Annotated in this window: 30 protein-coding genes and 1 riboswitch; of the genes, 12 read left to right on the top strand and 18 right to left on the bottom strand. The window is 54.2% G+C overall.

What is annotated here, in order from left to right; translation table 11 throughout:
- Positions 1-27 precede the first annotated feature (27 nt).
- Both uraH and IAE48_RS02975 read left to right on the top strand, forming a co-directional pair.
- Positions 28-438: a hydroxyisourate hydrolase gene (uraH, locus tag IAE48_RS02980; RefSeq protein WP_042713806.1), complete on the top strand. Its 411-nt coding sequence runs from the start codon at positions 28-30 to the stop codon at positions 436-438.
- A gap of 6 nt (positions 439-444) precedes the next feature.
- Positions 445-987 carry a heme-binding protein gene (locus tag IAE48_RS02975; RefSeq protein WP_200133414.1) on the top strand — a complete coding sequence of 181 codons (543 nt, stop codon included), beginning with the start codon at positions 445-447 and terminating at the stop codon, positions 985-987.
- 142 nt (positions 988-1,129) lie between these two features.
- On the opposite strand, the gene IAE48_RS02970 is transcribed toward IAE48_RS02975, so the two are convergent.
- The 3 genes from IAE48_RS02970 to IAE48_RS02960 form a co-directional block, all read right to left on the bottom strand.
- Positions 1,130-2,161: a methionine synthase gene (locus IAE48_RS02970; RefSeq protein ID WP_042713804.1), complete on the bottom strand. Its 1,032-nt coding sequence runs from the start codon at positions 2,159-2,161 to the stop codon at positions 1,130-1,132.
- A 26-nt stretch (positions 2,162-2,187) separates the two neighbouring features.
- Entirely contained in the window at positions 2,188-3,165 is a 978-nt protein-coding gene (locus IAE48_RS02965; RefSeq protein WP_200133461.1) for a DUF1852 domain-containing protein, read from the bottom strand.
- A 460-nt stretch (positions 3,166-3,625) separates the two neighbouring features.
- A complete protein-coding gene (locus IAE48_RS02960) occupies positions 3,626-4,009 on the bottom strand; it encodes a helix-turn-helix domain-containing protein (RefSeq protein WP_042713800.1) in 384 nt (127 codons plus the stop codon).
- A 99-nt stretch (positions 4,010-4,108) separates the two neighbouring features.
- Between IAE48_RS02960 and IAE48_RS02955 the strand changes: the two genes are divergently transcribed.
- Both IAE48_RS02955 and IAE48_RS02950 read left to right on the top strand, forming a co-directional pair.
- Positions 4,109-4,837 carry an SDR family NAD(P)-dependent oxidoreductase gene (locus IAE48_RS02955; RefSeq protein ID WP_200133413.1) on the top strand — a complete coding sequence of 243 codons (729 nt, stop codon included), beginning with the start codon at positions 4,109-4,111 and terminating at the stop codon, positions 4,835-4,837.
- Positions 4,838-5,091: 254 nt separating this feature from the next.
- The gene (locus IAE48_RS02950) at positions 5,092-5,331 is read left to right on the top strand and encodes a biofilm development regulator YmgB/AriR family protein (RefSeq protein WP_076770223.1); all 240 of its coding nucleotides are present in this window, start codon (positions 5,092-5,094) and stop codon (positions 5,329-5,331) included.
- A 19-nt stretch (positions 5,332-5,350) separates the two neighbouring features.
- On the opposite strand, the gene IAE48_RS02945 is transcribed toward IAE48_RS02950, so the two are convergent.
- Entirely contained in the window at positions 5,351-5,740 is a 390-nt protein-coding gene (locus IAE48_RS02945; protein ID WP_370568936.1) for a LysR substrate-binding domain-containing protein, read from the bottom strand.
- On the opposite strand from IAE48_RS02945, the gene IAE48_RS24205 reads away from it, so the two are divergent.
- Positions 5,718-5,846: a hypothetical protein gene (locus IAE48_RS24205; protein ID WP_255568168.1), complete on the top strand. Its 129-nt coding sequence runs from the start codon at positions 5,718-5,720 to the stop codon at positions 5,844-5,846. The two genes, IAE48_RS02945 and IAE48_RS24205, sit on opposite strands and share 23 nt — an antisense overlap.
- 114 nt (positions 5,847-5,960) lie before the next feature.
- Positions 5,961-6,431 carry a GNAT family N-acetyltransferase gene (locus IAE48_RS02940; RefSeq protein ID WP_200133412.1) on the top strand — a complete coding sequence of 157 codons (471 nt, stop codon included), beginning with the start codon at positions 5,961-5,963 and terminating at the stop codon, positions 6,429-6,431.
- A gap of 87 nt (positions 6,432-6,518) precedes the next feature.
- Here the strand turns inward: IAE48_RS02940 and IAE48_RS02935 are convergent, their stop codons facing one another.
- The 4 genes from IAE48_RS02935 to IAE48_RS02920 all read right to left on the bottom strand — a co-directional run bounded on the left by IAE48_RS02935 (position 6,519) and on the right by IAE48_RS02920 (position 10,963).
- Entirely contained in the window at positions 6,519-8,759 is a 2,241-nt protein-coding gene (locus IAE48_RS02935; protein WP_200133411.1) for an immunoglobulin domain-containing protein, read from the bottom strand.
- A gap of 498 nt (positions 8,760-9,257) precedes the next feature.
- On the bottom strand, positions 9,258-10,085 hold the full coding sequence (locus IAE48_RS02930; RefSeq protein WP_200133410.1) for an MBL fold metallo-hydrolase: 828 nt from the start codon (positions 10,083-10,085) through the stop codon (positions 9,258-9,260).
- Between the two features lie 13 nt (positions 10,086-10,098).
- On the bottom strand, positions 10,099-10,425 hold the full coding sequence (locus tag IAE48_RS02925; protein ID WP_200133409.1) for a hypothetical protein: 327 nt from the start codon (positions 10,423-10,425) through the stop codon (positions 10,099-10,101).
- A 4-nt stretch (positions 10,426-10,429) separates the two neighbouring features.
- Positions 10,430-10,963, bottom strand: coding sequence for a sugar ABC transporter (locus IAE48_RS02920; RefSeq protein ID WP_200133408.1), 534 nt, complete (start codon positions 10,961-10,963; stop codon positions 10,430-10,432).
- A gap of 153 nt (positions 10,964-11,116) precedes the next feature.
- Between IAE48_RS02920 and IAE48_RS02915 the strand changes: the two genes are divergently transcribed.
- Together IAE48_RS02915 and IAE48_RS02910 are read left to right on the top strand one after the other, a co-directional pair.
- Positions 11,117-12,016: a LysR substrate-binding domain-containing protein gene (locus IAE48_RS02915; protein ID WP_200133407.1), complete on the top strand. Its 900-nt coding sequence runs from the start codon at positions 11,117-11,119 to the stop codon at positions 12,014-12,016.
- Positions 12,017-12,112: 96 nt separating this feature from the next.
- Positions 12,113-12,562 carry a hypothetical protein gene (locus IAE48_RS02910; protein WP_233631381.1) on the top strand — a complete coding sequence of 150 codons (450 nt, stop codon included), beginning with the start codon at positions 12,113-12,115 and terminating at the stop codon, positions 12,560-12,562.
- A 63-nt stretch (positions 12,563-12,625) separates the two neighbouring features.
- Here IAE48_RS02910 and IAE48_RS02905 read toward each other — a convergent pair whose 3' ends face one another.
- Both IAE48_RS02905 and IAE48_RS02900 read right to left on the bottom strand, forming a co-directional pair.
- Positions 12,626-13,069: an SRPBCC family protein gene (locus IAE48_RS02905; protein ID WP_200133406.1), complete on the bottom strand. Its 444-nt coding sequence runs from the start codon at positions 13,067-13,069 to the stop codon at positions 12,626-12,628.
- A gap of 162 nt (positions 13,070-13,231) precedes the next feature.
- On the bottom strand, positions 13,232-13,708 hold the full coding sequence (locus tag IAE48_RS02900; RefSeq protein WP_200133405.1) for a GNAT family N-acetyltransferase: 477 nt from the start codon (positions 13,706-13,708) through the stop codon (positions 13,232-13,234).
- Between the two features lie 92 nt (positions 13,709-13,800).
- Here IAE48_RS02900 and IAE48_RS02895 point away from each other — a divergent pair, with 92 nt between their 5' ends.
- The gene (locus IAE48_RS02895; RefSeq protein WP_200133404.1) at positions 13,801-14,733 is read left to right on the top strand and encodes a LysR family transcriptional regulator; all 933 of its coding nucleotides are present in this window, start codon (positions 13,801-13,803) and stop codon (positions 14,731-14,733) included.
- 87 nt (positions 14,734-14,820) lie between these two features.
- Here the strand turns inward: IAE48_RS02895 and IAE48_RS02890 are convergent, their stop codons facing one another.
- The 3 genes from IAE48_RS02890 to IAE48_RS02880 form a co-directional block, all read right to left on the bottom strand.
- Positions 14,821-16,752, bottom strand: a complete 1,932-nt coding sequence (locus IAE48_RS02890; RefSeq protein ID WP_200133403.1) for a methyl-accepting chemotaxis protein — start codon at positions 16,750-16,752, stop codon at positions 14,821-14,823.
- Between the two features lie 562 nt (positions 16,753-17,314).
- On the bottom strand, positions 17,315-17,725 hold the full coding sequence (locus tag IAE48_RS02885; RefSeq protein WP_200133458.1) for an ASCH domain-containing protein: 411 nt from the start codon (positions 17,723-17,725) through the stop codon (positions 17,315-17,317).
- 144 nt (positions 17,726-17,869) lie between these two features.
- Positions 17,870-18,883, bottom strand: a complete 1,014-nt coding sequence (locus IAE48_RS02880) for a magnesium transporter (protein ID WP_232045305.1) — start codon at positions 18,881-18,883, stop codon at positions 17,870-17,872.
- A 55-nt stretch (positions 18,884-18,938) separates the two neighbouring features.
- Positions 18,939-19,117, bottom strand: a riboswitch (M-box (ykoK) riboswitch).
- A 426-nt stretch (positions 19,118-19,543) separates the two neighbouring features.
- Here IAE48_RS02880 and cspA point away from each other — a divergent pair.
- A complete protein-coding gene (cspA, locus tag IAE48_RS02875) occupies positions 19,544-19,756 on the top strand; it encodes an RNA chaperone/antiterminator CspA (RefSeq protein ID WP_023479762.1) in 213 nt (70 codons plus the stop codon).
- A 124-nt stretch (positions 19,757-19,880) separates the two neighbouring features.
- Here the strand turns inward: cspA and yajD are convergent, their stop codons facing one another.
- A complete protein-coding gene (gene yajD / locus IAE48_RS02870; protein WP_023479696.1) occupies positions 19,881-20,228 on the bottom strand; it encodes an HNH nuclease YajD in 348 nt (115 codons plus the stop codon).
- Between the two features lie 101 nt (positions 20,229-20,329).
- Positions 20,330-21,061, bottom strand: coding sequence for an SDR family oxidoreductase (locus IAE48_RS02865; protein WP_200133402.1), 732 nt, complete (start codon positions 21,059-21,061; stop codon positions 20,330-20,332).
- A gap of 139 nt (positions 21,062-21,200) precedes the next feature.
- Between IAE48_RS02865 and IAE48_RS02860 the strand changes: the two genes are divergently transcribed.
- Positions 21,201-22,088 carry an AraC family transcriptional regulator gene (locus tag IAE48_RS02860; RefSeq protein ID WP_200133401.1) on the top strand — a complete coding sequence of 296 codons (888 nt, stop codon included), beginning with the start codon at positions 21,201-21,203 and terminating at the stop codon, positions 22,086-22,088.
- 32 nt (positions 22,089-22,120) lie between these two features.
- Here IAE48_RS02860 and IAE48_RS02855 read toward each other — a convergent pair whose 3' ends face one another.
- Together IAE48_RS02855 and IAE48_RS02850 are read right to left on the bottom strand one after the other, a co-directional pair.
- Positions 22,121-23,299: an alpha/beta hydrolase-fold protein gene (locus tag IAE48_RS02855; RefSeq protein ID WP_200133400.1), complete on the bottom strand. Its 1,179-nt coding sequence runs from the start codon at positions 23,297-23,299 to the stop codon at positions 22,121-22,123.
- A 115-nt stretch (positions 23,300-23,414) separates the two neighbouring features.
- Positions 23,415-23,777, bottom strand: a complete 363-nt coding sequence (locus IAE48_RS02850) for a VOC family protein (protein ID WP_200133399.1) — start codon at positions 23,775-23,777, stop codon at positions 23,415-23,417.
- Between the two features lie 60 nt (positions 23,778-23,837).
- Between IAE48_RS02850 and IAE48_RS02845 the strand changes: the two genes are divergently transcribed.
- Positions 23,838-24,584 (top strand): YafY family protein, encoded by a 747-nt coding sequence (locus IAE48_RS02845; RefSeq protein WP_042716256.1) that lies wholly within the window; start codon positions 23,838-23,840, stop codon positions 24,582-24,584.
- Here the strand turns inward: IAE48_RS02845 and IAE48_RS02840 are convergent.
- Positions 24,541-25,278 carry a type 1 glutamine amidotransferase gene (locus IAE48_RS02840; protein ID WP_200133398.1) on the bottom strand — a complete coding sequence of 246 codons (738 nt, stop codon included), beginning with the start codon at positions 25,276-25,278 and terminating at the stop codon, positions 24,541-24,543. The genes IAE48_RS02845 and IAE48_RS02840 overlap by 44 nt on opposite strands.
- Between the last annotated feature and the right edge of the window lie 59 nt (positions 25,279-25,337).

Here is a 25,337-nt window from a genome sequence, read left to right as displayed (position 1 = left end):
CGGGTCATCAACACAGGAGAATCCAACATGAAAAAGTCTATCGCTGCGTTAACCCTGGCTGCACTGCTTGCCGCGCCCGCTCTCACTTTCGCGGCCGATAAAAACCCGCTGAGCGTCCATGTGCTGAATCAGCAAACCGGGCTGCCGGCCGCCAATGTTACGGTGACGCTTGAGCAGAAGCAGGGGGATAACTGGACGGTGCTCAACACCGCCAGCACCAATCAGGACGGGCGCATCAGTGCTCTGTGGCCGGAAAAACCGTTTGCCGCGGGCGACTATCGGGTGATCTTCAAAACCGGTAAATACTTCGCCGACCAGAAACAGCCGAGCTTCTTCCCGGAAATTCCGGTCGAGTTCCATATCGATAATACAAAGACCACCTATCACGTTCCGCTGCTGCTGAGCCAGTATGGCTACTCCACCTACCGTGGGAGCTAACAGCAGATGAAACGTCTTATGCTCGCGCTGCTGCTGGCGGCAGGTCCCGCGACGACGCTGGCTGCGACGCCCGCCACCGTTTATGAGATGACGCAGGCGCTTGCCACGCAGCTGGCAACCGAAGCGTTATCGGTTTGTCATGACATGCATCGCCAGGGCGTGGTGGCAGTGGTCGATCGCGGTGGCAATCTTGTCACGCTGATACGCGATGACAACATCGGGCCGCACAATACGCAGGCTGCCTGGCGCAAAGCGTTTACGGCGCTGTCGACCAAAACGCCGACCCGGCAGTTTGCGAAGCAAGCGCAGGCTTCGCCAGAGACCGCCAACCTCAACACGGTGCATGAGTTATTGCTGCTCGGCGGCGGCGTGCCGGTGAAATATCAAGGTCAGTTGATCGGTGCTATCGGCATGGCGGGCACCGGCGGTGCAGAGTCCGACGAACGTTGTGGGATGGAAGCGATCAATAAGTTTCCCGATCTCAGTGCCGCATTGGCAACGACTAAAACAGCCTCAGATGAGGGGACAGGAAAAATGCAGAGCCGTTGAAGTCGTCTGATGGCCGGATCGGCTCATAGCTGATTTAGCCGCCGCAAGCAGGAAACTACCTGTGGTTTTTACATACTGATTAAATGTCTGGCGAACGTCCCGGTCGCCAGACAGATTTTATTATTTTCGTCGTGCGTCAGATTTATTTATTCAGAATCTCGCGGCGAATAATATCCGCGCCTGCGCTTAAAGCATTAAGCTTGCCGGTGGCGACCTGACGCGACAACGGAGCCATTCCGCAGTTGGTGGAGGGATAGAGCTTATCGGCATCGACGAACTGCAGCGCCTTACGCAGCGTCTCAGCAACCTCCTCTGGGGTTTCAACCGTACTGGTCGCCACATCAATGGCCCCAACCATCACTTTTTTGCCACGAATCAGTTCAAGGAGATCCATCGGTACACGGGAGTTATGGCACTCCAGCGAGATAATATCGATACCTGAAGTTTGCAGTTTCGGGAACGCCTGTTCGTACTGACGCCATTCTGAACCCAGCGTCTTTTTCCAGTCGGTGTTAGCTTTGATCCCGTAGCCATAGCAGATGTGCACGGCGGTTTCGCACTTAAGCCCTTCGATAGCTCTTTCCAGAGCGGCAATACCCCAGTCGTTGACCTCATCGAAAAAGACATTAAACGCCGGTTCGTCAAACTGGATAATATCCACGCCTGCCGCCTCTAATTCACGGGCTTCTTGATTGAGAATTTTAGCAAACTCCCAGGCGAGCTTTTCACGGCTTTTATAGTGATTATCGTAAAGCGTATCGATCATCGTCATCGGTCCCGGTAGCGCCCATTTGATTGGCTGCTTCGTCAACTGACGTAAATAGCGGGCATCTTCAACAAATACCGGTTTCTGACGCTCCACGGCACCCACAACGGTCGGGACGCTGGCATCGTAACGGTTACGAATTCTCACGGTTTCGCGTTTCTCGAAATCGACGCCGCTCAGATGTTCGATAAAAGTGGTGACAAAGTGCTGACGGGTTTGCTCACCGTCGCTGACAATATCAATTCCGGCCCGTAACTGTTCGTCGAGGGACAAGCGCAGCGCATCCTGTTTCCCGGCGATAAGTTCTGCGTCCTGCAGTTTCCACGGCGACCAGAGCGTTTCAGGCTGGGCCAGCCAGGATGGTTTAGGCAAGCTACCGGCGGTAGAAGTGGGGAGCAATGTTTTCATAGCAGGTGACCTTATATTTTAATAAATCAAAGCGGGTAGCGGGCAGACCATTGCTCAAGAATATCCCTGTAGGGTTCGATAAAATGTTTTTCCGTAAACTTCCCCTGCTCAATCGCCAGCTGGCTACGCTCTTCGCGATCGTAAATAATTTTGGTTAATGAGTGATCCTGATTATTCAGGTCGGGCTGATAATGCAGGCCCGCTGCGGCATTTGCGTTGTAAATCTCCGGGCGATAGATCTTCTGGAACGTCTCCATGGTGCTGATAGTGCTAATGAGTTCCAGATTGCTGTAATCACTCAGCAGATCGCCAATAAAAAAGAAGGCGAACGGCGCAACGCTACCTGACGGCATGAAGTACCGGACCTGCAGGCCCATTTTTTTGAAATAGGTTTCAGTCAGCGATGTGCCATCCTGCTGGTATTCGTATCCTAAAACAGGGTGCTGATTGCCGGTGCGATAATAGGCGTTTTTATTGGACACACTCAGGCAGATCACCGGTGGTTTTTTAAATGCATTTTTGTATTCATCGGAGCGGACAAAATGCTTAAAAATATTGCCGTGCAGTTCGCCAAAATCATCCGGAATAGTGAATGCTGACTGGTTTTTATTGTGGTCCAACAGACGCACGCTAAAGTCATAATCGCGCACGTATGAGGAGAAATTATTACCGGTAATTCCGGCGATGCGTCGATCGGTTTTTTTATCGATGATCGTGGTGTTTAATATTTCTATTGCCGGAAAGGCATTACCACTGCCGTCGATATTCATCGTCACAGAAATAATATCCAGTTCAACGGCATAACGATCGCCTTCAGGATTATCCCAACAGGCTAAGCTGTTAAAACGATTGTTGATCATCGCCAGAGTATTACGCAGATTCTGCTGGCGGTTCTCACCTCTTGCCAGATTGGCAAAGTTAGTAGTAATACGCGTACTTTCGGAGGGGTTATAATGTTCGTCAAAACGCCCGCTCTTAATCGTGAAGGTAAATTGTGTAGTCATAGAAACCGCATCCGACGTCTGATATGAAATTTTATCGCCTCTGTACTCTACATAATTCGAGTTGCGCAAAGGCGGCAAGTAAGCGGATCCCCGGTGCGTACAGGAGTACGTGACCGGAGGGGAGCGAGCGCTGCTAATGCATGTGCAACCTGAAGTGTTACCGTTACAGTTCCGCTATAGTTTTGCCAGAAACGCGGAGCAAGAGGAAGTGACCATATCTCACGGTAATATGAATCCCTTTCATGATCGGGTGCAGTGCAGGTCAGACGTTGAGTTCTATCCATGTCGAACAGAATCTGATTAGCACTCTGGTCATGTTGTATGCGGCTGCGGATGATAAAGATACCCCCCAGACTTTTCGCTAGCGGTCAATCTCCGCTGTTCGCTCAACGCAGATCTTCTTTGAATTGTTATCTGCTTTCATTGCGTAAATCCTGCACCCGTTGTTTACGCGGGAAAATTACCCCTCTTCTTCCGTGGCACGCCGCGCGTCGTAAACCTCTTGTGCCTGCTCAATCGCCACGCCGTATTGCCTCGCCCAGCTCACCAAGGCCACAAATGGGTCCTGTAAAGAGCGGCCCAGGGGGGTGATGGAGTATTCGACCGCCACCGGTGATGAGGCGATGACGCGGCGGTTAACCAGCCCGTTACGCTCAAGGCGGCGCAGCGCCTCAGTCAATGCTTTATGGGTAATGGGATCGAGCCGGCGTTTAATGGCGTTAAAGCGCGAGGGTTCGCTGCACAGCACGGTCAGGATCAATACCGACCATTTGTTGGCAACCTGTTCAAGGATCGGGCGTGTGCTGTTGATTTCAGCCAGCAGGGCAGGGATATCGGTCGACATAAGGTTACCTTCTCTATATCTGGTGTATATCAGGTGCGTAATTGACGGTAAATATACGAAATGTATCATCAGGCGTCCATCCCACGTTCTGGAGTAGCCATGTTGAAACTTGAAGGTAAGACCGCCCTGGTGACCGGCGGTAACAGCGGTATCGGCCTTGCGATTGCTCAGCGATTTGCGCAAGAGGGCGCCCATGTTTTCATCACCGGCCGACGCGAAGCGCAGCTGGCAGAAGCGGTGACGCGTATTGGCGGTAACGTTGAAGCGATTGCGGCGGACATCACAAATACCCAGGACCGCACCCGGCTGTTTGACGCCATTCATGCCAAAGCCGGAGGCCTCGACATTCTCGTCTACTCGTCAGGTGTTTCCGAACCGGCGAGCCTTGAGGAGAGCACGGAAGAGCATATCGACCGCGCTTTTGGCCTTAACGTGCGCGCAATGGTGCTCACGGTGCAGCAGGCCATCACGCAGATGGGTGAGGGCGGCACCATCGTGCTGCTTGGCTCGATTGCCGGCAGCATGGCGGTTTCCGGGTATGGCACTTACGCCGCCAGCAAAGCCGCGGTGCGATCTTATGCGCGAACCTGGACCAGCGAGCTGGCTCCGCGCGGCATCCGAGTCAACACCCTCAGCCCTGGACCCACGGATACGCCGATGTTCAGCCAGGCGAGCGATGAGGTCAGGCAGACGCTGAGCGCGCAGATCCCGGCGAAGCGGCTGGGACACCCTGATGAAGTGGCGGCGGCGGCGTTGTTCCTCGCCTCGGACGAAAGCAGTTACGTCAGCGGTGCTGAACTGGTGATTGATGGCGGCATGTCTGCATAAGCGGCGTTTTTAATATCACCCGGCGCTGGCACTGGCGGCGGCCGGGTGCGTGCTTTTCGCTCGCAGGAAAGAAAAACGCCTCATAACAACTCATTGCGCGGTGAATTATTTCAGGTGTGACATTGCAGTTCTGAATGAGTGGGACTATAGTAGCAACTTGTACAAGTTTGCATGGGTAAGTTGTACAACTTACCTCGCTACCAGGCTGCCGGCCCAACCATGCGTAATCCGGGCCCACTTAATGAGTGAATAAAATGAATAATCCGACCGCAACACTCCCGCAGACCCTCCAGTCAGTTTTTTCGGTCTTTGAGGCAGAAAAAGAGATCATTGACGAGGTGACTCGTGAGCTTCAGGCCGTGAAAGCGACGGTAGCGAATAAAGACATCATGCTGGCGCTTATCGCCCGCGTAGAGACTGAAACGGATGTGATCCGTAAAGATGTCCTGCGTAACGCCCTTGAGCTGGTGGTGCTTCGCACGCTGGACGTTTAATTTTTGCCAGCGCCTCTGCTCAGCCACAGGCGCTTGTATTGCTCAAATCAGTGACAAGCGCGCCTCGTTCAACCCATGACGCAGCCATAAAACTCGCTGCCATTCCAATGCCTGCGCCTGCCGCTACGGTGGTCAGCACACCTTCGCTGGCATCAACGACGAGTGCGGCGGGGAGCACTGACTCAATCTCCCGATCCCCTACGTTGAACGACCAGCGAAACAGCTGCCCGCTGCTTTTATAGCGCAGATTCACCGTCTCATGATCCACCCGTTCATCGGGATGCTGCGGCATACCGTGCTTGTCCAGATAGTCAGGCGAGGCGTAACAACAGAGACGATAGGGCGAGAGGCGGCAACCCGCACGCTTTTCGCGCGGGTGATGAGAGGTGAGATTTCCGCAGGATCTGATGAAAGGCAGCGGAGCTTATGCCGAGTACATCGCGGTGCCTGCCGCCGCGCATCAGCGCGCTTCGCAGGGCGGTATTCAGGGCAAGATTGTGCTTCGCATTAACTGAGGGGATTCACATTGCCAGGCGCTTTTATGCTGACAGCGTTCACCAGGCGCTTTATTGTGAATGCCGATAACTCAGGGCGGCGATGCGTATCCCGCTTTAATAAAAGGAATACCGATGATTACATTGCGTCCCATGCGTGAGGATGAATACCCGGCTTATCTGGACTATTTCATTGCGGATTATGCGCAAGAGATTGCCGCAAACTATCGCCTTTCTGAGGCAGAGGCGCTGGCCAGAGCCACGCAGGAGATCGCAGACGATCTCCCCGCAGGCGTTAATACGCCGGGCCACGTTCTGGTCTGCCTGCTGGCGGAGGGCGAGAAGCATGTCGGTTACCTCTGGTATAAACCCGATGCTTCGATGCAAACCGTCTTTATTTATGATTTTCATATCTTCGACGCCTGTCAGGGGCAGGGCCTTGGGAAAGGCGCACTGCGGGCTTTTGAGGATGAGATGCGGGCGAAAGGCGTTGAGCAGATCCGCCTTCGCGTGGCGGGTGATAACGCGCGGGCGCGCCATGTTTATGAAGCCATCGGCTTTGGCGTAACCGGCATCAATATGAGTAAGAACTTAAAAGACGAGTAGGGTACGGTGCGTCAGCCGAAGGCAAAGAAAATCCACGCAAGCGCGTGGATTTTAGAGAGTGGCTTTTCTTCTGTTTAGTCAGGTTTATCAGGCGGTGACGGTCACCACTGACGTGTTGGTTGTCACCTGGTTGGTGGTTACAGAGGAGTCCACTGCCCCAACTTGCCCTTTGATCACGCAGCGATACTGTCCTGCATCGCCCGAGGCAACAGCATCCTTACTGTATGTCGCCTTGTTCGCACCGGAGATATTGCTCCAGCTGGTGCCGTTGGGGGATTTCTGCCACTGATAGCTGGCGGCATCATTGGCGTCCACGGTCAGGCTCAGCGTAGCGCCTGTGGCAACAGAAACGGTTGCCGCCGGCTGGGTCTTAATCTGCGGCGTAAAGGCGTAGTAAGGCATCGCATACTCAACGCCGTTGATATTTACCCGCATCCACTGGCGCGGCTTGGACTGCTCAACCGGTACGCTGGATGAGGCCTGCGAACGGGTACTGATTGCCGCGACATCTCTTTGCGCACCGAAGCCCGCTTTACCGTTGTGCATTGACGCGCGGGGTTCGGCATCCACGCCGTTCGGTGCTTCAGCCTGCACTTGACCATCCGGCGTAAAGATTGCCCATTGCCCGGCATTCTGGCGGGTTTCACCGGTGCCGCGAACGTGCACCGCATACTCGCCAATGGTCGCCGGAAGTTTGATCCACAGGCCCGGTAGTACCTTGTTGAACTCCTGAGCAATATACTTCACCTCGGTAATGCCCGGCGCACCCTCCATCCAGTAGGTCACGGCCGGAACATCCGCAGCACCGCGCGCAACGTGAATATGCAGCGTTCCCGCCGAGCGATCGTTATTTACCGGCATTGGGCCGCTTCCGCCCAGGCTGCCGTAACTGCTGCGGCAATCGACCTCAATCTTCCAGTGGGTGCCGGTTTGCGGCATCTGGAACGAACCGATATTTAGCCACAGTTTTTTGCTGTCGATGGTGCCGCGCAGCACGCCGCTCAGCCACTTAGCGCGTAGCGGGTTGTCCAGATAAGTGCCGCTGTTCTGAAACAGCGACATGCCCATTTCATAGCCGGAAAGCTTGGCGGTGATCGCACTGCCGTCCGGGTTTTTCGGGTAGCTGAACCACTTATCGCTGCCAGGCTCGGTAGTACGGTCATAATTGACGCCGGTTGGGTTTGACCATTGCGACATCACCACGCGTGAGTTGAAGAACACGGCGTCATACGTCGATGATTCAATGCTCAGCGCCTCAATCAGCCACTGACCATTGTTGATATCCATCGGCACCGCGCTGTGCTCAATCCAGCCGTTGCGGATCAGCCCCTGGCCGTGACGCGGGATCCAGATTGCCGGTGCATAGCAGTACTGGAAGTTAAATTCAGAAAGCTCAATCGCCGTGGAGTGATCCCAGGAGCCTGCTGGGCGGTTACTCCAGCCAACTTTGATCACCGGGCCCGCCACCTTGCTGCAGTAGATCTGGTTAAATTTACTGTCGAGGCTGTCGAGATAGTAAATCGCCGCTTCGCCGGTATTGCTGGCCTTGAAATAAGAGACGTTAGCAAAGGTGCCGCCTACGCATTCGTTGGTAATAAACGGCTGCTTGTTGGAAGCGGTATCGTTGAACACCCCAAGCGTGGCGCCAATCAGCAGGTTACTCTTCTCATCCTGCTTGACGGTTTGCTGCCCCTCCCACTCAATGCCGTAAATGGAGAAATAACGGTGGTTGAGCGCCAGCACGGCTGAATTCGATTTATCGGAAACAATGCGGGTCGCAATCTGTTTACCGAAACTGGTGGTCACACCGCGCAGGACAAAGTCGCCCGCGGCAAAGTAACCGCTTGGGTTATAAGGCAGTTCAGCGTCGTTGGCTGCGATCTTGTTGCCGTAACGGCGCATATCGAGCGGCTTAATCAGATAGGTGCCTGCACCGAAACGGACGCCAACTTTGCTGGAGAGATTGTTGGTTGCGCCACGGGCAAAAGCGCCATTCATAAATTCGTACATCGCTTTGACGGCAGGAGCACAGTCAACGGTGCCGCCCGGTACGGCACCAAAATCGTGAACGGTGAGTGCGTCAATATCCGCATCGCGTCGCCAGTGGTATGCCCCGCCGTTGCTGGCGATAAAACCGCCATCGTCACTGCCCGCCACCAGGTTTCCGATAAACCATCCGTCGCCATAATTGATCGATCGATCGGTGGCTGCCCGCGCATTCCATGAGGTCAGAAAAACACGTTCACCCTCGGTGGCAGGTTTACGTGCACGCAGTGCTGCAAAAGAGGCGACTTCCGTAATGGCGGTGCTGTTTTCATTAGTAGCCATGATATGTGATCTCCTTTAAGTGATGTTTAATACTGTATTTATATACAGTGTTTTTACTGTACGCCGACACCTCAGGCATTTCAATAGCGATTTTTACTTTTAAATCAGTTGCATTTTTGTAGTGGTTCGTAATAAGGAAATCGCGCTCCGCCTATTAAAACATAAGAAAAATTAATCTATTTTTTGTTAAGGGAAAAAGGTAAACGAAGCGGGTGTTAACGCTGGAGAGAGGCAGAAACGCGCCAACGGAACCGTGCGCGCGACATAAAAACCGGCAATGTTAGCTCGCCGAAGTGACATTGAATTTGTCACTGAAAGCGCGGGCATTCATAAGGCTGTCTCGTGATAGCTTTTTGCGAAAAGGTCGAGACAGGGAGTGATAAAAAAGAGAATGGGTAGCGAATTTTTATCCCTCGTTAGCTTCAGAGGGTGAGGAAGGAGAAGATAAATGCCTGGCGCAGCGGCATAACGTCCCTGCCCGCCAGCCAGGCAATCTACTTATTTTTCAGCGTAATCAATACGGTAGCCACTCCCATCCCGGAAAACGCGGGCAAACCCTGTCTGATTTAAATGCATACCTGCAATAAGCAGTTTCTCGCTGGCCGCTTGTTCCATTATTTTTTTCCGGGTTTCCTCGGCCTGCGCGGGATCGACGTCGAACAGAATAGAAACAGCCGGTTGCGCTGACTGAATATGCGGGTAATGGACAATATCGCCCCATATCAATAAGCATTCACTCTCTGAATCGATACGAAAACCGCTATGCCCGGGGGTATGGCCCGGCAACCATACTGGAAGAATGTCTTCAGCTATCTTCTCGCCGTTGAAAAAACGTGTTTTCGGGGCATAAGCGTCTAAGGTTTGCCGCGCCAGCAAAAAATTACGCTGCCCGCGCTCATTCGCCATTTCGCGTTTTTGATCATCCCGCCAGTGCTGCGCTTCGAGAGGGTGCAGGATAATTTCAGCGCGTTTCAAAACCGGCTTTTGTTCCGCGTCGAGCAGGCCTCCAATATGATCCGGATGGCAGTGCGTTAATAAAACGGTATCGACCTCGTCAGGGCTGACACCCGCTGCGGCAAGATTGGCGGTGAGCTGCCCCGGCGCGCCTGCGCCAGCATCGACCAGAATAACCCGCCCCCGGCCGCGAATAAGGTAACTGTTTATATGAATATCGCCGGGCTTATCGATGCCGGCACCGCACTGAATAGCATCCGCATCAGCGGTTTCAATACCTGATAACAGTTCCAGACTGGCTGACATTGTGCCGTCACTCAGCGCGGTTATCTGGAAATCGCCAATCTGGCGGAACGGAAAAGGGTGGCTCATTACGACCTCGGGGTTAGTTGCGGGCAAAAAGGTGTTCTGCTTGCGATCCAAAGCAGCGAATACGGGTCGTCAGGCCCGAGGCCTGTTGCGTGGCAAGATCCAGTTCACGCATAAACTTCTCCATCACTTCGGGGCTTCGCAATGGGGTGAGACGGAAAAATAGCTCGGCATAGACCGGTTGCCCGCAGCCCGGCTTTACATTGATGAAAATGATATGCACATTTTTACGTTCTGCGCCGAGGATGTCACAGCAGAGGGCGCTGCATCTGTCGGTTAACGCATCAAGGTTTTGAAACTTGTCAGCATGATTTTCAGAAAGATAAAAAGTCAGATTAGGCATGACGTTATGGCGTTCTTTTTTCAGTGCTCCGCAACTGCGGTGTAAAAGCCTCGTAGAGCCAGACACCGGGCATATCCGTAAAGGGCGAAGCAACTTCAGCAGGCAAAACATAGGCAACGCGCCGGGCAGGGCTTTTATCCAGCGCCACCGCAGCCATTTTCAGGCCTCGATATCCCAGTTCTGATTCTAAAAAGCCGATTGGTGTTGCGCTCAATAGCAAAATTTCATTGCAAGCGAGGGCTGGAGCAAGGCCGTCACCGGTATAGAGGTTACGGTGCCAGTCAGTAATGCAGGCCTGCCAACGGGAAAAATTACCGCCTCCTTTTAAACGGTACTCCTCACTGCTGAGCACATCCGCATCATCGACGGTGTGAATGGCAAGATAAGTCGGGCAGCCAGATTGAAGAGCACGAAAGCGTTGAGAGGTGGTAAAGCCAGTAACAGATATTAACGCGGGTAGCTTTTGCTGGCTGTAAAACGCATTCCATTCAGCCTCGCTTTCAGCATCGGTATAGGAGCACTCCACGGTATAAAACATCAGCCCATCTCCACATGAGTCATAAACGCAAGCAAACAGGTTTGCTCAATGATTTTTCATCATGCTACAAGCTGGTTTAACCGCTTGAAATCGATAATATGTCACGTATCAGTGACATTTAGTCATTAAAGGCGAGAGCAAGGAGCCTCTTCTATGCGCAGAAAAATACCCAGTAGTGCATCGCTGCAGGCTTTTGATGCCGCCGCGCGGCACGGAAATTTTGCCCGGGCGGCAGAGGAGCTATCGTTAACGGAAGGGGCGATTAGCCGCCAGATTGCGCGCCTTGAAGCGCTACTGAACTGTAAACTCTTTGACCGCGTGGGAAGCCGGGTAAAGCTTAATCCGGTCGGCACGCGCTACGCGCATCATGTGCGTGAAACCCTCGATCGGCTGGAAAGAGACACGCAATACATAATGGGCATGCCGCAAGGCAGTAAAAGCCTCGATATCGCTGTCCTGCCGACCTTTTCCAGCCGCTGGCTGATTCCCCGCCTGAACAGCTTTAACGCGTTGTTCCCGCATATAACCTTAAATATTGCCGCCCGAACGGATCCTTTTATTTTGCCGGGCAGCGGTTTTGACGCCGTTATTCATTTTGAACACTCCGCGTGGGCAGGCATGCGGATGCAGTTTCTGTTTCAGGAAAATCTGCTGCCGGTTTGCCATCCTGCACTCTTGACTCATGATGACGTTAATCAGCAGTTAAACGCACTTCCGCGTATTCACCGCCGACAGAATCCCGATGCATGGCATCGCTATGCGCAGGAGAGCGGAATAGATCTCTATAACCCGGCGCAGGGCGCGCGCTATGATCTGCATGAAATGGCCATCGCGGCCGTGATGGCGGGGCAGGGCGTCGCATTGGTTCCGCGTATGTATATCGAGAATGAGTTGCGCTGCGGTACGCTTGTTTCACCGTGGCCTGCATCAGAAAGCCTGAGCAAAAGATTCTGTTTAGTAAAACCGACGGAGACGGGAATCAATGAAGCCGCGCTGGAGAGTTTTGAAGGCTGGTTGCTGGCGGAAATGAAGACGCTCGGCAGCAGCGATTGAGAATGAACTGAAACATTACATTTGTTGTTTTTACTGAAATTAATTGCACTTTTTATTACCGGCGAAGATCCTACCGCCAAAACTCTGGAGAAGAGTATGCGCGAAGTTTTATCTGTTTTAGTGGGGCTCATTCCTTTCATTCTGCTTTTAACTTTGATGAGATATTTCTATAGAGCGCTACGTCATCCGAAAAAAATTATTACCGAGAGCAACGGGCTAAGAAAAATTTCCACGCCACCGTCATTGTTCGGTTTATTCGCATCCCGCACGCTCTATTACTACGACGATGCGTTTTTTTATCAGATTAAGGAAACGGTGAAGCTTAAAGTTCCGCTTGCAAAAATAGTACGGGTGAAGCCGGGCTACATGAGAGTCAATAACAGACGAAACTGGGTGGTGACATGGCAGAGCGATGGCGCGGAAAAACAGGTCAGCTTTTATCACAACATTACCCTCTTCAACCATAATTTCGCTGATTTTTTACGCGCGGTTAAAGAAGCGAATCCTCAAGCAGAAGTGAAAGAAATCTCCTCTTCTTCTCTCTGAATAAATATCCGCTTTCTCTGTTCCTGGCGGGCATTACGCCCGCTTTGCTTGAGGCTCGACAGATTATTGCTTTGCAGTGTTTAGTCCGGTTTCAGCCAGGTATTTTGCCAGCCCTGCAATTACCTCAGGGAAGTCTGCGCTGATGCCTTCGCCGAAAGCCTGCGCATTCGGGCCTTCTGTGCTGATGGCATAGACAACCCGGCTCTGGTCGCCGCTTAAGGGTTCAATACGGTGTTCCACAACGACGCGGGTTTGATCCACCCAGGTCTCATCAATAAAGTATTTTTCGTCGCAGACATCCACGAGCTGGCTGCGGATGCTGTCACCTTCCGGCAGTTCCATCGTGAACCAGCTTCCTGTTACAAATGGCCCCTCGACGTGAATGGCTTTCACGCCTGGATTCCAGCGCTTCCAGTTCGCTGTATCGGTAAATGCCTGCCATATCGCTTCAGGGCTGCTGTCGATGGTGAGCGTATAGGCGTGGTTCCAGACATTATCTGTGCTCATATTTTTCTCGTTAGATTCAGGAAATGAATAGTACCCGCTATACCTATAATCCAGTGCCGCTCACCAGGTCAAACCACCTGTCGCTGTCAGGCGCTGTTATCACAAAAATCACCGCAGCGGAGTGAGACTTTATGTCCGTCACGCTGCTGCGGTATGCGCCATTTATTCAGCAAACTTCAGTAGCGCGTCGCCATCAAGGCGGTAGCGTACCCATTCAGATTGCGGCAGCGCGCCGATGCTCAGGTAGAAATCAATGGCCGGCTGGTTCCAGTCGAGCACGCTCCACTCAAGGCGGCCGCAGCGGCGCTGCACGGCATATTGCGCAATCTGTTTCAGCATCGCTCTGCCCGCGCCCTGGCCGCGATAATCCGGGGAGATATAGAGATCTTCCATATAGATACCGTTGCGGCCAAGCCAGGTGGAGTAGCTGGTGAAGAAGACGGCATAACCGATGGTTTTACCCGCGATTTCACAGATTAACGCTTCGGTATTGCTGCCCGCGCCAAAAAGCGTCTCGCGGATCTCATCGGGGGTGGTGACCACCTCTTGCGGCGCTTTTTCATACACGGCCAGCTCATAAATCATGTCGTAAATAGCGGATGCGTCTTCCGGGCAGGCCGGGCGAATGGTAAGGCTCATCGGTTTTCCTGTTGGTTTGGTCAAGAGGTGAGATTGCTGGCGCTAAGCATAAGGGGTATCGTCAGAAGAATTAAGTGCAATGAAATCACACAATGATGAATATTATGCATCCGGCGCTACGGCGTCTTGATCTCAATCTGCTGCCGGTTTTTGATGCCGTGTACCGTTACCGTTCGGTGCGCCTTGCGGCGGATGAACTGGCGATGAGCACCTCGGCGCTAAGCCATGCGCTCTCACGGCTGCGCACCGCGCTCAACGATCCGCTCTTTTACCGGGAAGGGCACCGCATGTGCCCCAGCGTCTATGCCACCCAGCTCGCGCCCTCGATCGCCTCGGCGCTGAAATTCCTTAATCAGGAGCTGACGCCGCAGCCGGAGTTCTCACCCGCTACTACGACGGAGCGTTTGCAGATCGCCATCACCGATTTCACCGCCTTCTGCATCTTCCCCGCGCTGATGGAAAAACTGCAATACGACGCGCCCGGTCTCGGTTTTGACCTGATCTATCTCCCGCACAGCCCGGCGCTCACTGAATTACTGGCCGGAGAGATCGATCTGGCGCTGGGCTTCAGCACGCCGGATGAGGTTCGCCATCCCGAGCTGGATGAGATCGACTGGTTCAGGGATGAGTATGTCGTCATCAGTAATAAGAGCCGCTCCGCGCTGACCCTTGAGGATTATCTTGCGGCGCGGCATCTGGTGGTGACGCCGTGGAATGAGAAGCAGGGGGTGATTGATTTACAGCTTGAGCAGATGGGGTACACGCGGCAGATAGCGCTTAAAACGCCGTCGATGCTGAGCGCGCCGTTTATCGTCGCCCGGAGCGACTTGCTGATGGCGATCCCGCGTTTTGCCGCCGAGAAAGTGATGCCCGCCGTGGATATCACGCTCTTTGCCCTACCTTTCGACATCGCGCCGTTTGAAGTGAAGATTTACTCCCATAAACGCAGCGGCAAGCGAGGCGCGACAAGCTGGTTGCAGGCGACGCTGCAAACCCTGGCGCAGGAGATAAAAAGCGGGCGGTGAAACAGGAGGAGGAGAGGACGCCGCCAGGCGATGCGGGCGGCGTCGGAGTCGACGGCTCAGAACGGGTTCATTCTGAGCAGCAGACGGTTACTGCGTTTTGAAGACGGCAACCAGCTGGCGCAGGCGCGCCGCGCGCTCGGCGAGATCGTCTGCCGAAGAGGCTGACTGCTGAACCAGCCCGGCGTTCTGTTGCGTCACCTGATCCATCTGGCTTACCGCGATATTAATCTGCGACACCCCGGAGCTCTGTTCGGCAGAAGAGGCGGAGACTTCGTTGATCAGCATTGAGGTCTGCTCGATTGCGCTGACGCTCTGCTTCACTTTGTCACCGGCGTTTTCCGCCATCTTAATGCCCGACTGCGCATCGCTCACCGAGTTTTCAATCAGCTCTTTGATCTCTTTTGCTGCCACAGCCGAACGCTGCGCCAGGGCTCTCACCTCGGAGGCGACAACGGCAAACCCTTTACCGTGCTCGCCCGCGCGGGCCGCTTCAACTGCGGCGTTCAGCGCCAGGATATTGGTCTGGAAGGCGATACCATCAATCACCGCGATGATCTCTTCAATCTGACCGGCGCTGTTGCTGATCTTGTGCATCGAGGCCAGCACAGACTCCATCGCTTCACCGCCAAGCAGCGCGGCACTGGTCGCCGAGCCTGCCATCGACGCGGCATGGCGGGTGTTGTCCGCATTCTGCTGAATAATCGAGGCGAGTTGCTCCATACTGGCGGCAGTCTGCGCCAGCGAAGCGGCCTGCTCCTCGGTGCGTGAGGAGAGATCGCTGTTGCCGCTGGCGATCTCTTCAGAGGAGGTCGCAATGGTCACGGCGTTGTTCTTAATATCATTTACCAGCGATGAGAGGTGTTCGCTCATCTTCATCAGGGACTGCAACAGCGCGCTCATCTCATTACTGCCGGTGACGGCAATACGGGAGGTGAGATCGCCCGTTGCCACTTCCTGCGCGATGCGCGCCGCTTCATTAACCGGGCCAGTAATCGAGCGAATGATAAATACCGTCAGGGCAATACCCAGCAGAGCGCTAAAGATCAGCACCGCCAGCAGGGTGATCTGTGCGCTACGCTGCGCCGAAATCTGTTTAGTTAACTGCTGCGAGAGCTCATCGCTCATGCCGTTACCCAGCACGGTGAAGTTGTTAATGGCTTCGGTAAAGATCGCCACATACTCCGTCGGTGCCATCGCCGGGCGCGAATGGGTAATAAAGATTTCGCGGGCAGTAGAGAGCGCCTGCGCAGCGCCCTGAACGGCACCTTCCGTTTTACGGCCAAACAGGTTGCGAATCTCTTCGTTACCGCCCAGGTATTTCTTCATGCCGACGTCAAACAGCTGCAGCGCTTTTTCGCCGTTGCCAATCTGAAACTCCATACGGGCATTGTCGGTCTCGCTGATGCCATCTTTCTTCGCCAGCAGGGAGGTGCCGCTGGCGCGGATTTGGCCCAGGGTCTCGGTCAGCTCCGGCAGGTGAAAGAGCGCCGCCGTAATCAGTTGCGAGGTATCTAAATCAGGATCCAGCGACAGGCCATAAAAATCCAGCACGTCGATATTAAAGTCCAGCAGGCTGCGGATAAGCGCAGCATGAGAGACCAGGCTTTCCGGCGCGGTCAGGCTGCGGCTGTCGATCTGGTTTTGCAGCGCCTGCCACTGCTGATTGACCTTATCGAGCTGCTGTAAAGGGTGTGCCTCCGGGCTTTCAGCGGCGATATCTTTTCTGATCTCATCAGCCAGCACATTGATCTGGTCACGCAGCGCAATACGCGGCGGATAAGCAGGGTTCCCTTGCGTAACCGCAATAGCGGACTCGGCGCGGTGGCGCTGGATCAGGTTAAGCAGCTTCAACAGTTTTTTCTCAACCGGAATCGCCTTCAATTCAACCTGTTTGGCCTGCACTTTCTGGCTGCTTTCATTTACAAATAAAGCAGTCGGCAGTGCAAAGAGGAGAAGCGAAATGATACCCAGCACCATAAACTTCGTGGAGAGGTTAATTTTATTTAAGAGGTTTTTCATTTTTACCCTGGTGATTGTAATGTTTTAAATGGCATCAATAAAATGGTTAATGCGCTCACGATAAAAATTACCCCCCTATATTTCGGGGGTTTTAATTTAAAGAAATCTGGCGACAGGTGAATTATAGGTACACATTGTTAATTGTCCATGAAGTAAATTGTTTAAATTTTCTAATTAAAATGAATATTTAATTTTTATTAAAATCAGTTAGTTGTGCCTGTTGATTGGCAAGGGTTGACCGAAAGGGTTCACTTCGCTTAATGGTTTATTTTTATTTGGCAAAAAGCATAAAGTTTTCATTTCTCTTGCCGATAATCATCCCTTTAATTTTATTTTCTGGGTTTTAATAATTGAATAATAAGCCGGGTGGTGATTATATTTATGATAATGAGTCGCAATTAGAAAATAAGCTTACGCAAAGTAATGCTATTTAATAATAATTACTAAATTATTTTTCTATATTAGCCACAATAAATTATAGCCCCATTATTAATGGGGCTATAGAGTGTGTAAAAGATTTTATGGCGGTAGATTAAGTAAACGCCGCGCAATGCGGCGTCATTCAAACACACTCAACGACTTCAAACTCTTCCGCCACCAGCTCCATCTCTTCAGAGAAGATCCCGGCTGCGCTGAAAAAGCGCTGATGCTCTTTGCGCCAGTATTCGAGGCTTAAGTCGCCTTCACCCTCTTTACGGGCAAACGCTTCGGTGACATCACAAAAGCGCGTCAGGCGCAGCGAGATGATGCGGATCACGCACACCGGCTCATCCTGGCCGTTAAGAATAATATTGTAACTGCCCAGTTTGGGCGCGGGATCTTCTGCCTGCCAGCAAGAGAATGCACCGCAGGAGGCGGTTTTGATGCCGCTGGCGACTAACGTTGCCAGTTCATCAGCCAGCGCCGGGCTGTCGCCGATCTGCCACGCCTGCGCGCCGGGGTACTTTGCTTTTAATTGTTCGAGCGTGCTCATCATAAAACCTTTTTTAACAGTCTGTTAACGGTTGACGATAGCACGTCTTGATGCGCAATGAATGCGCCGAAAATTGGGGGGGGCAGGGAACGCGCCGACGGATTAAGCCAGCGCGTTCAGGAAAGAGAGAAGAGTGAAGTTATTTCAGCTCAGCCCAAGAAAATACTGGGCAATTTTGAAGTAGATAATCAGGCCGGTGCCGTCTATCAGCGTGGCAATAAACGGCGCGGAGACCACCGCCGGATCGATACCGACGCGTTTAATCACCATCGGGATCACGGAGGAGACTACCGCGCTCCAGAGCGTAATGCATAGCAGCGTCAGGCTGACAATTAAGGTGATCTCCGGGCCGATGCCCATCATCCATGCGCGCAGGCATCCGGCAGCGGCAAGGGTGACGGCAATCATCAGCGCGGTAGTCATCTCTTTACGGATCACCCGGCCCATGTCGGCCATCCTGACTTCGCCCAGCGCCATCGCACGCACCAGCGTAGAGGTGATTTGCGTTCCGCTATTGCCCCCCGTACCGATCAGCAGCGGAATGAAGAACGCCAGCGCAATCGCCGACTCCAGCGCCTCTTCAAAGTGCTGGATCACGCTGCTGGTATAGGCTTCCGCGACAAACAGCAGTAACAGCCAGAGCGCGCGTTTTTTCCATAATCCGACCGGGCTTATCTCCAGATACGACTTTTCCAGCGGCAAGGTTGCACCCTGGCGCTGGGCATCCTCTGTCGCTTCATCGGCGAGCAGGTGCGCAATCTCTTTCTCTGCCAGACAGCCAACCAGCCTGCCGTGCTCTGTGACCGGAATCAGTGTCATCCCCCGGCTTTCGATCAGCCGGGCGGTTTCATGGCGCGTATCATCAGGCGCGGCGTGAACCAGATCGCTGGTCATTAAAGAGGTGATGGGCTTCGCGACATTCTCCTCCTGCAATAACGCTCTGATGGGCAGAGCGCCGCGCAGCATCGCACCGCATACGATAAACACGTATGTCGGAAAATAGTCATCGCTAATCTGTTGCAGAAATGTCGAGCGACCCTCTTCAACGGTCAAATCGTCAGAGAGTGCAATAAAGTCGGCAGACATATAGTGGGCAAGCTTATCGCTAGCCTGATGCGCCTCTGGATAGTGTGCGCCGTGAGTATAAATATGTGACATACAACGTTCCCTATAGAAAACTGCTTACAGGGCGAACAAAACAGGAAGATATAGAAGAAGATCCCTACGTCCCGGTTTTAGCACTGAGCAACGTATCCGCGATAAACACGCCGGAAGTTACCTTGGCAACACCTTGATTCGATGGATGCCTGTATTTCCCTGTGTGGTCTCTCTCGACACCATCAGGGCGGTAACTTGTTTTTGCTCAGGAGCCTCGCCATAACAAGATCGAACTGCGGGCGGGAGTATACCCCTATATTTAAGGGGGGATAATGTGAACATGCAGATGATTGAGGGAGCGTTTAAGTTCGCAAAAACGTTCCTGAATGAGACGATAAATACCAAAAGTTTGCCGTTTGGCTTAAGCGGCTGAAGCCGCGCCACTCAAGCCTTCCGGCTCCTGCAGACAGCCGTCCAGGTGTGTAAGCGTTTAAAATAATTAAACTTAAACGTTGCCAAAAGAAATTTGCTGTGTCTTAATAGCGCCATCGGTTTGGAAGACAGACCTTATGAAAGCAGTTTTAGTAAAGCAGTCCTCAGTTCAAGAGTTATCCAAAGATACCCTTCTTCGTGAGCCTCCTCCTAAGTGCCAAATAAGATACTCTCTAATTACAGGCCATTATCGCCGCGCTAAGTGGCTCATCTATCAAGGAATTATCTATGTCTAATAAAATGACTGGTTTAGTAAAATGGTTCAACTCTGATAAAGGTTTTGGCTTTATCACTCCGGACGACGGCAGCAAAGATGTATTCGTACACTTCTCTGCAATCCAGAGCGACAGCTACAAAACCCTGGATGAAGGTCAGAAAGTTTCCTTCACCATCGAAAACGGCGCTAAAGGCCCTGCAGCTGGCAACGTTACTGCCCTGTAAGCCGCGCTGATTATCAGCAAGCCTTACAACCGCGATGACGGCGATAGCCTGAGCAGTAAGCGCAACTGATAATGAAAAAAACCCGCCATGTGCGGGTTTTTTTATGCCTTCGTTTTACTCAACCTTACTTCTTCTTGCCCAGCATCGACTTTAAATCCGCAAACGGATTGTAGGTCGCCGCGCCCACATCTTTTTGCGCATCCTCTCCCGCAATTACGTTAGTGCCATACTGATCCGCTTCGGTGTATTTCGAGTGCTCATGATCGTGGCAAAACAGACACAACAGCTCCCAGTTGCTGCCATCTTCCGGGTTATTGGTGTGATCGTGATCGATATGATGAACCGTCAATTCACGCAGGTTGGAGTAAACAAACTCCCGCGAGCAGCGCCCGCATACCCACGGATAGATTTTGAGTGCTTTCTCACGATAGCCGCTTTCCAGCCGCGCGTAGTTTTTAGGGATTAAAGCCATTACCGACATTACCTGTGTTTTAGAAGAGGGTATTTGTTGACGCAGGCTAGCCTGCCAGGCCTGCGAGTTCAACCTATTCTCTTCGCCTGGGCGCAACCTTCTTACCCGCGATAGCTTCCGCCATACTCTACCGGCACCAGATCGCCGCGCGCCGCGCCGCTTTTTATCAGCGCCAGGATCTCGTGGGCGACCTGTTCCGGCGCGTGGATAAACGACGCGCTCTGCGCTTCCTGCGCGCTGGCCTGCCCTTGGCCCGTCTTCACCGCGTGGTAAAATTCGCTGCGCGTCATAAAGGGTAGCAGGGTGGAAACGGCGATCCCCGCGTCTGCTAGCTCAAGGCGCGCAACGTCGGAGAGCATATTGAGCGCCGCTTTCGAACTGGTGTAGGCCGCTGAACCAGGCCATGCCGCCAGCGTTGCGCCGGAACTGATATTAATAATGCTGCCCGCGCCCTGCTGGCGCATAGCAGGGATCACGGCCTGCATCATCATCAGCGGGGCGACGAGATTGAGATCCAGCAGTGCCTTAAAATCCGTCTCCGTAATCTCATCAATCGCGGCGTACAATCCTTGCCCGGCGTTATTCACCAGCACATCAATTCTGCCGAAAGTGGCAAGCGTGCTCTCAATTGCCCGCTTTACCTCCTCCGGGCGCGTTACGTCACACGCCACAGCGAGCGCATTACCGCACTCCGCCGCCAGCGCATCTAATCGCGATTTGCGCCGCGCGAGCAGCACCATGCGGGCACCCGCCTGCGCCGCAGCGCACGCGGTCGCTTCACCAATCCCGGAGGATGCGCCGGTAATAACCACAACTGCGTTCTTAATCTCCATCGATCCCGTCCTCTTTTGCGAACATTGCCAAAAGAGTAGCCACTCAGCGTTTGCCCTGCGGCCACAATCCTGTCTACTATTTGCCTGATTATGCTTTTATGCTGCCAGTCTCAGGGTGCGGAAAATGAAGAGGGGTGAGATGAACGCGTTACTCAATGCGCTGCGCCATCAGGTGGCAGAGCAAGCAGGGGAGGGGATGACAAGCACCCTGATTCCCCGTGTCGACCTCTTTAAAGTCACGCGGCCTTCAGCGCTGCCCGCCGAGGTCTATCCCCCCTTTATTAGCCTGATTGTGCAGGGAGAAAAAACGCTGCGCGTAGGTGATCGGCTTCTTACTTATTCAGCCGGGCAGGCCTTTAGCGCCTCTTTTGATCTGCCCGCAACGGGTTATATCCCTGCGGCAAGTGAGGCAGAGCCCTATCTGGCGGTGCGCCTGACCCTCGATTTCACTCTTCTTGGCGACCTGCTGCACCAGATGCCGCTTAGCGCAGAAGTTCCTACCGCCCCGGCATTTGCTATCGGCACAGTTAGTGAGGCACTGTTAGATGCCTGGCTGCGCATGGTGCGCCTCAGCGATCGGCCAGAGGAGATAAAGGTGATGGCCCCGTTGCTGGAGCGCGAAATCCTTTTTCGCACTCTGAAAGGGCCGCAGGGAGAGAGCCTGCGCCAGGCGGTGGATATTCAGAGCCATTTCTCGAAGCTGCGTGCGGCAATCGCTTTTATACGAGCCCACTCTGCTTCGCCGCTGCGTATTGCCGAGCTGGCGCGTCTTGCGGGAATGAGTCTTTCTGTTTTTCACCGGCGCTTCAAAGCCAGCACCGGCCTGACGCCGTTGCAGTACCAGAAGCAGCTACGGCTATATGAAGCGCGGAGCTTGCTGTTATACCGACCCGGCAACGTCGCCGCAGTTGCCGCGCAGGTTGGCTATCAAAGCCTGACGCAGTTTACCCGTGAATACGCGCGCCTTTTCGGCAAGCCGCCAGCGCGCGATAGCAAAAATCTCAGGCAAGCAGCAGGGGCAAATTAGCGCCTTCCCGGGGGATGAGAAGGCGCTTGCCGTTACTTAAACACTTTCTGCACAAACTCGGCGTAGGCCGGGCGCCAGACATCCATCTCATGATTGAGGCCCGGGTACATTTTGTAGTCGAAGTGGACGCCTTTGCTCTCCAGCTCCGTTTTCAGCCCGGCGATATCCTTGCCGGTAACGGAGTCTTTTTCGCCGACCACCACGGTGAAGTTGTGCAGCTGCTTATTCACCGCCTGCGCGTTATCAAGCTGGCGGGTAATTCCGGCATCCGGCACCGTTGCGGTGGTCACGCCGCTGAAGGTTGCCAGCCAGCCAAAGTGCTCAAGATGGTGCATACCGGAGTAGAGCGCCTGGAAACCGCCCTGCGATAAGCCCGCCAGCGCGCGCCCGTCGGCATCTTTGCGCACGTTAAAGCGGCTATCAACCAGCGGAATAATGTCCTGCATCAGTTCACGGTCAGCGGCCTGCGCATTCAACGGATAGAACGCCTTACGCCGCTCTTTCGGCGGGAAGTTCTCCGGGATCGCCGCAGCAATATCCGTCTCCGTATCCGGCACTACCACCAGCATCGGTTTGATTTTCCCCTCCGCCAGCAGGTTATCCATGATTTGCGGCAGGCGACCCTGGTCAATCGCCGACAGGCCGGTATCACCAAAGCCATGATAGAAGTAGAGCACCGGCAGCGGCTCGCCTTTGCCGTCATAACCCGGCGGTGTCCAGACATACATCCGGCGCTCGGCCCCCAGCGCTTTCGCGTGGTAGGTAACCGTCCGCAAATCGCCATGCGCCACCGCGCGATCGTCAAGCATCGAGCCCGGCACCAGAATCAAACTGGTGTTTACCTGGCGCTGTGGCTTCTGAAAACGGCTGCCGGTATCCACCGAGCGGAAGCCGTCAACGTCGAAGTAATACTCATAGAGGTTGGGTGTCAGCACCTCGCTTTTCCACGACCAGACGCCGCGCTCATCTTTACGCATATCATGTGAAACATAGCTGTCCGGGCTGGAGCCGGTTACCACCGAGACGCGCTTTGCGCCCGGTGCAAAAAGGCGAAAGGTGACGCTCTTATCAGCGTTGAGCTGCGTAATGTAGTGACTGACCGGCACCGATTGATCCGGCGTGACCGGAAGCGGCGCAGCCAACGCGGGCAGCGTCGAGGCACCGAGCAGGGCGGAAATAGCGAGTGTCAGGCAGGCGAGGTTTCGTTGCATTGTTGATCCTTTTTATCGTTATAGGGAGCATTCACCGGGCATCATGCGCTAAGCCCGGCGAACATCCGGTAAGGGATAAAAACAATACCATCTCCTGGGGCTGCGAACAGCCCGCTTAATCCGGAATGCAAACCCGGATGCGGTGGCCGTCCGGATCGCGGGCGACAAAGGTCCGGCCGAAAACCGCCTGCGCGGGCGGCAGCTCGATCTCAACGCCCAGCGCCAGCCACTGCTGGTAAAGCGCATCAACTGCCGCGCTATCCTGCACCATAAAACTCATCTCCATGCGGTTGCCTTCGCCACCGGAGAGAAAATCCGCGGCGTGGGTGGACCACAATCCGAGATTCAGCCCGTTGGCAAAAGAGAACGCCGCCCAGGTGGGCAGCACCACATCGGGCGCTTGCTGGAACAGCGTCTGGTAAAAATCGCTGCTGCGCTGTGGGTCGGAAACATAGAGGATGAATAAATTCGGTATCATTGGGCACTTCTCTCCTCAAGGTAATGGGGAGATGACTATCGCAGGGAGGAGTGACAAAACATGTCAGCATCAGGACCCGCGCGTGCCGGAAGATTGCTCGCGCTTTTGCAAATCCTTGCCCGCCACCGCTATCCGGTGAGCGGCGCAAGCCTGGCGGAGGAGCTGTCCATCAGCCTGCGCACGCTCTATCGCGATATCGCCTCGCTGCGCGCGCAGGGTGCGGATATTCAGGGCGAAGCGGGCACCGGTTATGTGCTTGCTCCGGGCTATCTTCTGCCGCCAATGATGTTTACCCCGGAGCAGCTGGATGCGCTGGCGCTCGGCCTGCGCTGGGTGGCGACCTATGGCGATGCGGAGATTGGTAAGGCGGCCAACGAGGTGGCGGGCAAAGTGATGCAGAGCATCCCGCCGCCGATGCAATCGCTGTTTGAACACGCCACGCTGCTGGTGGGAAGGGCAGAAACGGCGGTGGAAAGCGAGCACGTTGCCGGGCTGCGTGCTGCCATCCGGCGACAGTTGAAAGTGAGCATTCGCTATACCGACCGCCAGGGAAACACCAGTGAGCGGGTGATCTGGCCTTTCGCCCTCGGCTACTTATCCCGCGATCTGCTGCTCGCCGCATGGTGCGAAACCCGCGGCGATTTTCGCCACTTCGCCGTCGCGCAGATTGAGAGCGTGCAGCAGCTTGCGTGCGCCGCTCCTCATTCGCGCCAGCGCCTGCTGCGCATGTGGCGCGAGGCGGGGCGCGATACGCTTGATGAGATCAGTGGCGCAGCGCCTGCGTTGCGCCTTGATAGTACGCCGTAAGCTTATCGAGAAACTGGCACAGAATATCGTTCATCTCGCGGTAATCATGGGCGCGCAGCGCGTCAGCCGTTTCGACAAAACGGAACTGCGCGGCGCGGCTCAGATCCGCTTCGGAGTGGGCGATAAGCTGCTCGACCACCTCAGGTGTTAGCTCCATATGGCACTGGAAGCCGAACACGCGATCGCTGTAGGCGACAATCTGGCGCGGGCACCCTTCACTGAAAGCGAGCACCTGCGCGTCTGCCGTCAGGCCCGGCATATCGTTATGCCAGTGCCCGACCGCCAGCGTTTCAGGGAAATGGGCAAACAGCGGGTGATTTTTGCCCGCCGCCGTCAGCGTAATGGGGAATTTACCGATCTCTTTCTCGGGGCTATGTGCGAAAGCTGCGCCCAGCGCCTCGCCAATTAATTGCGACCCCAGGCAGATGCCGATCACCGCTTTTCCGCCCGCGATCGCCGCAGCAATAAGCGCCTGCTCGGCACGGGCATCAAAATGGGGACACTCCGCCTGCGTGGTATGCGGATCCTGAGGGCCGCCCATAACAATGAGCAGGTCAAAGGCGTCAGCCGTGGCCGGAAGCGCATCGCCCGCATAGACGCGGGAGTAGCTAACCGGGTAACCGCGCTGCTGCGCCCAGCTTTCATAGGCGCCGGGCGCTTCAAAACTTTCATGAACGATAAAATGAACCCGCATTGATGTTTGCTCCAGATTGCGATGGGGTGATATAACCCGGCCAATCATAAATGCAGGTT

This window comes from Kosakonia sp. S57, assembly GCF_016516575.1.
In the GTDB taxonomy this organism is placed as follows: Bacteria; Pseudomonadota; Gammaproteobacteria; order Enterobacterales; family Enterobacteriaceae; genus Kosakonia; species Kosakonia cowanii.
Note: the sequence above shows the minus strand (reverse complement) of the source record. Positions and strands in the feature narration are given on the sequence as shown.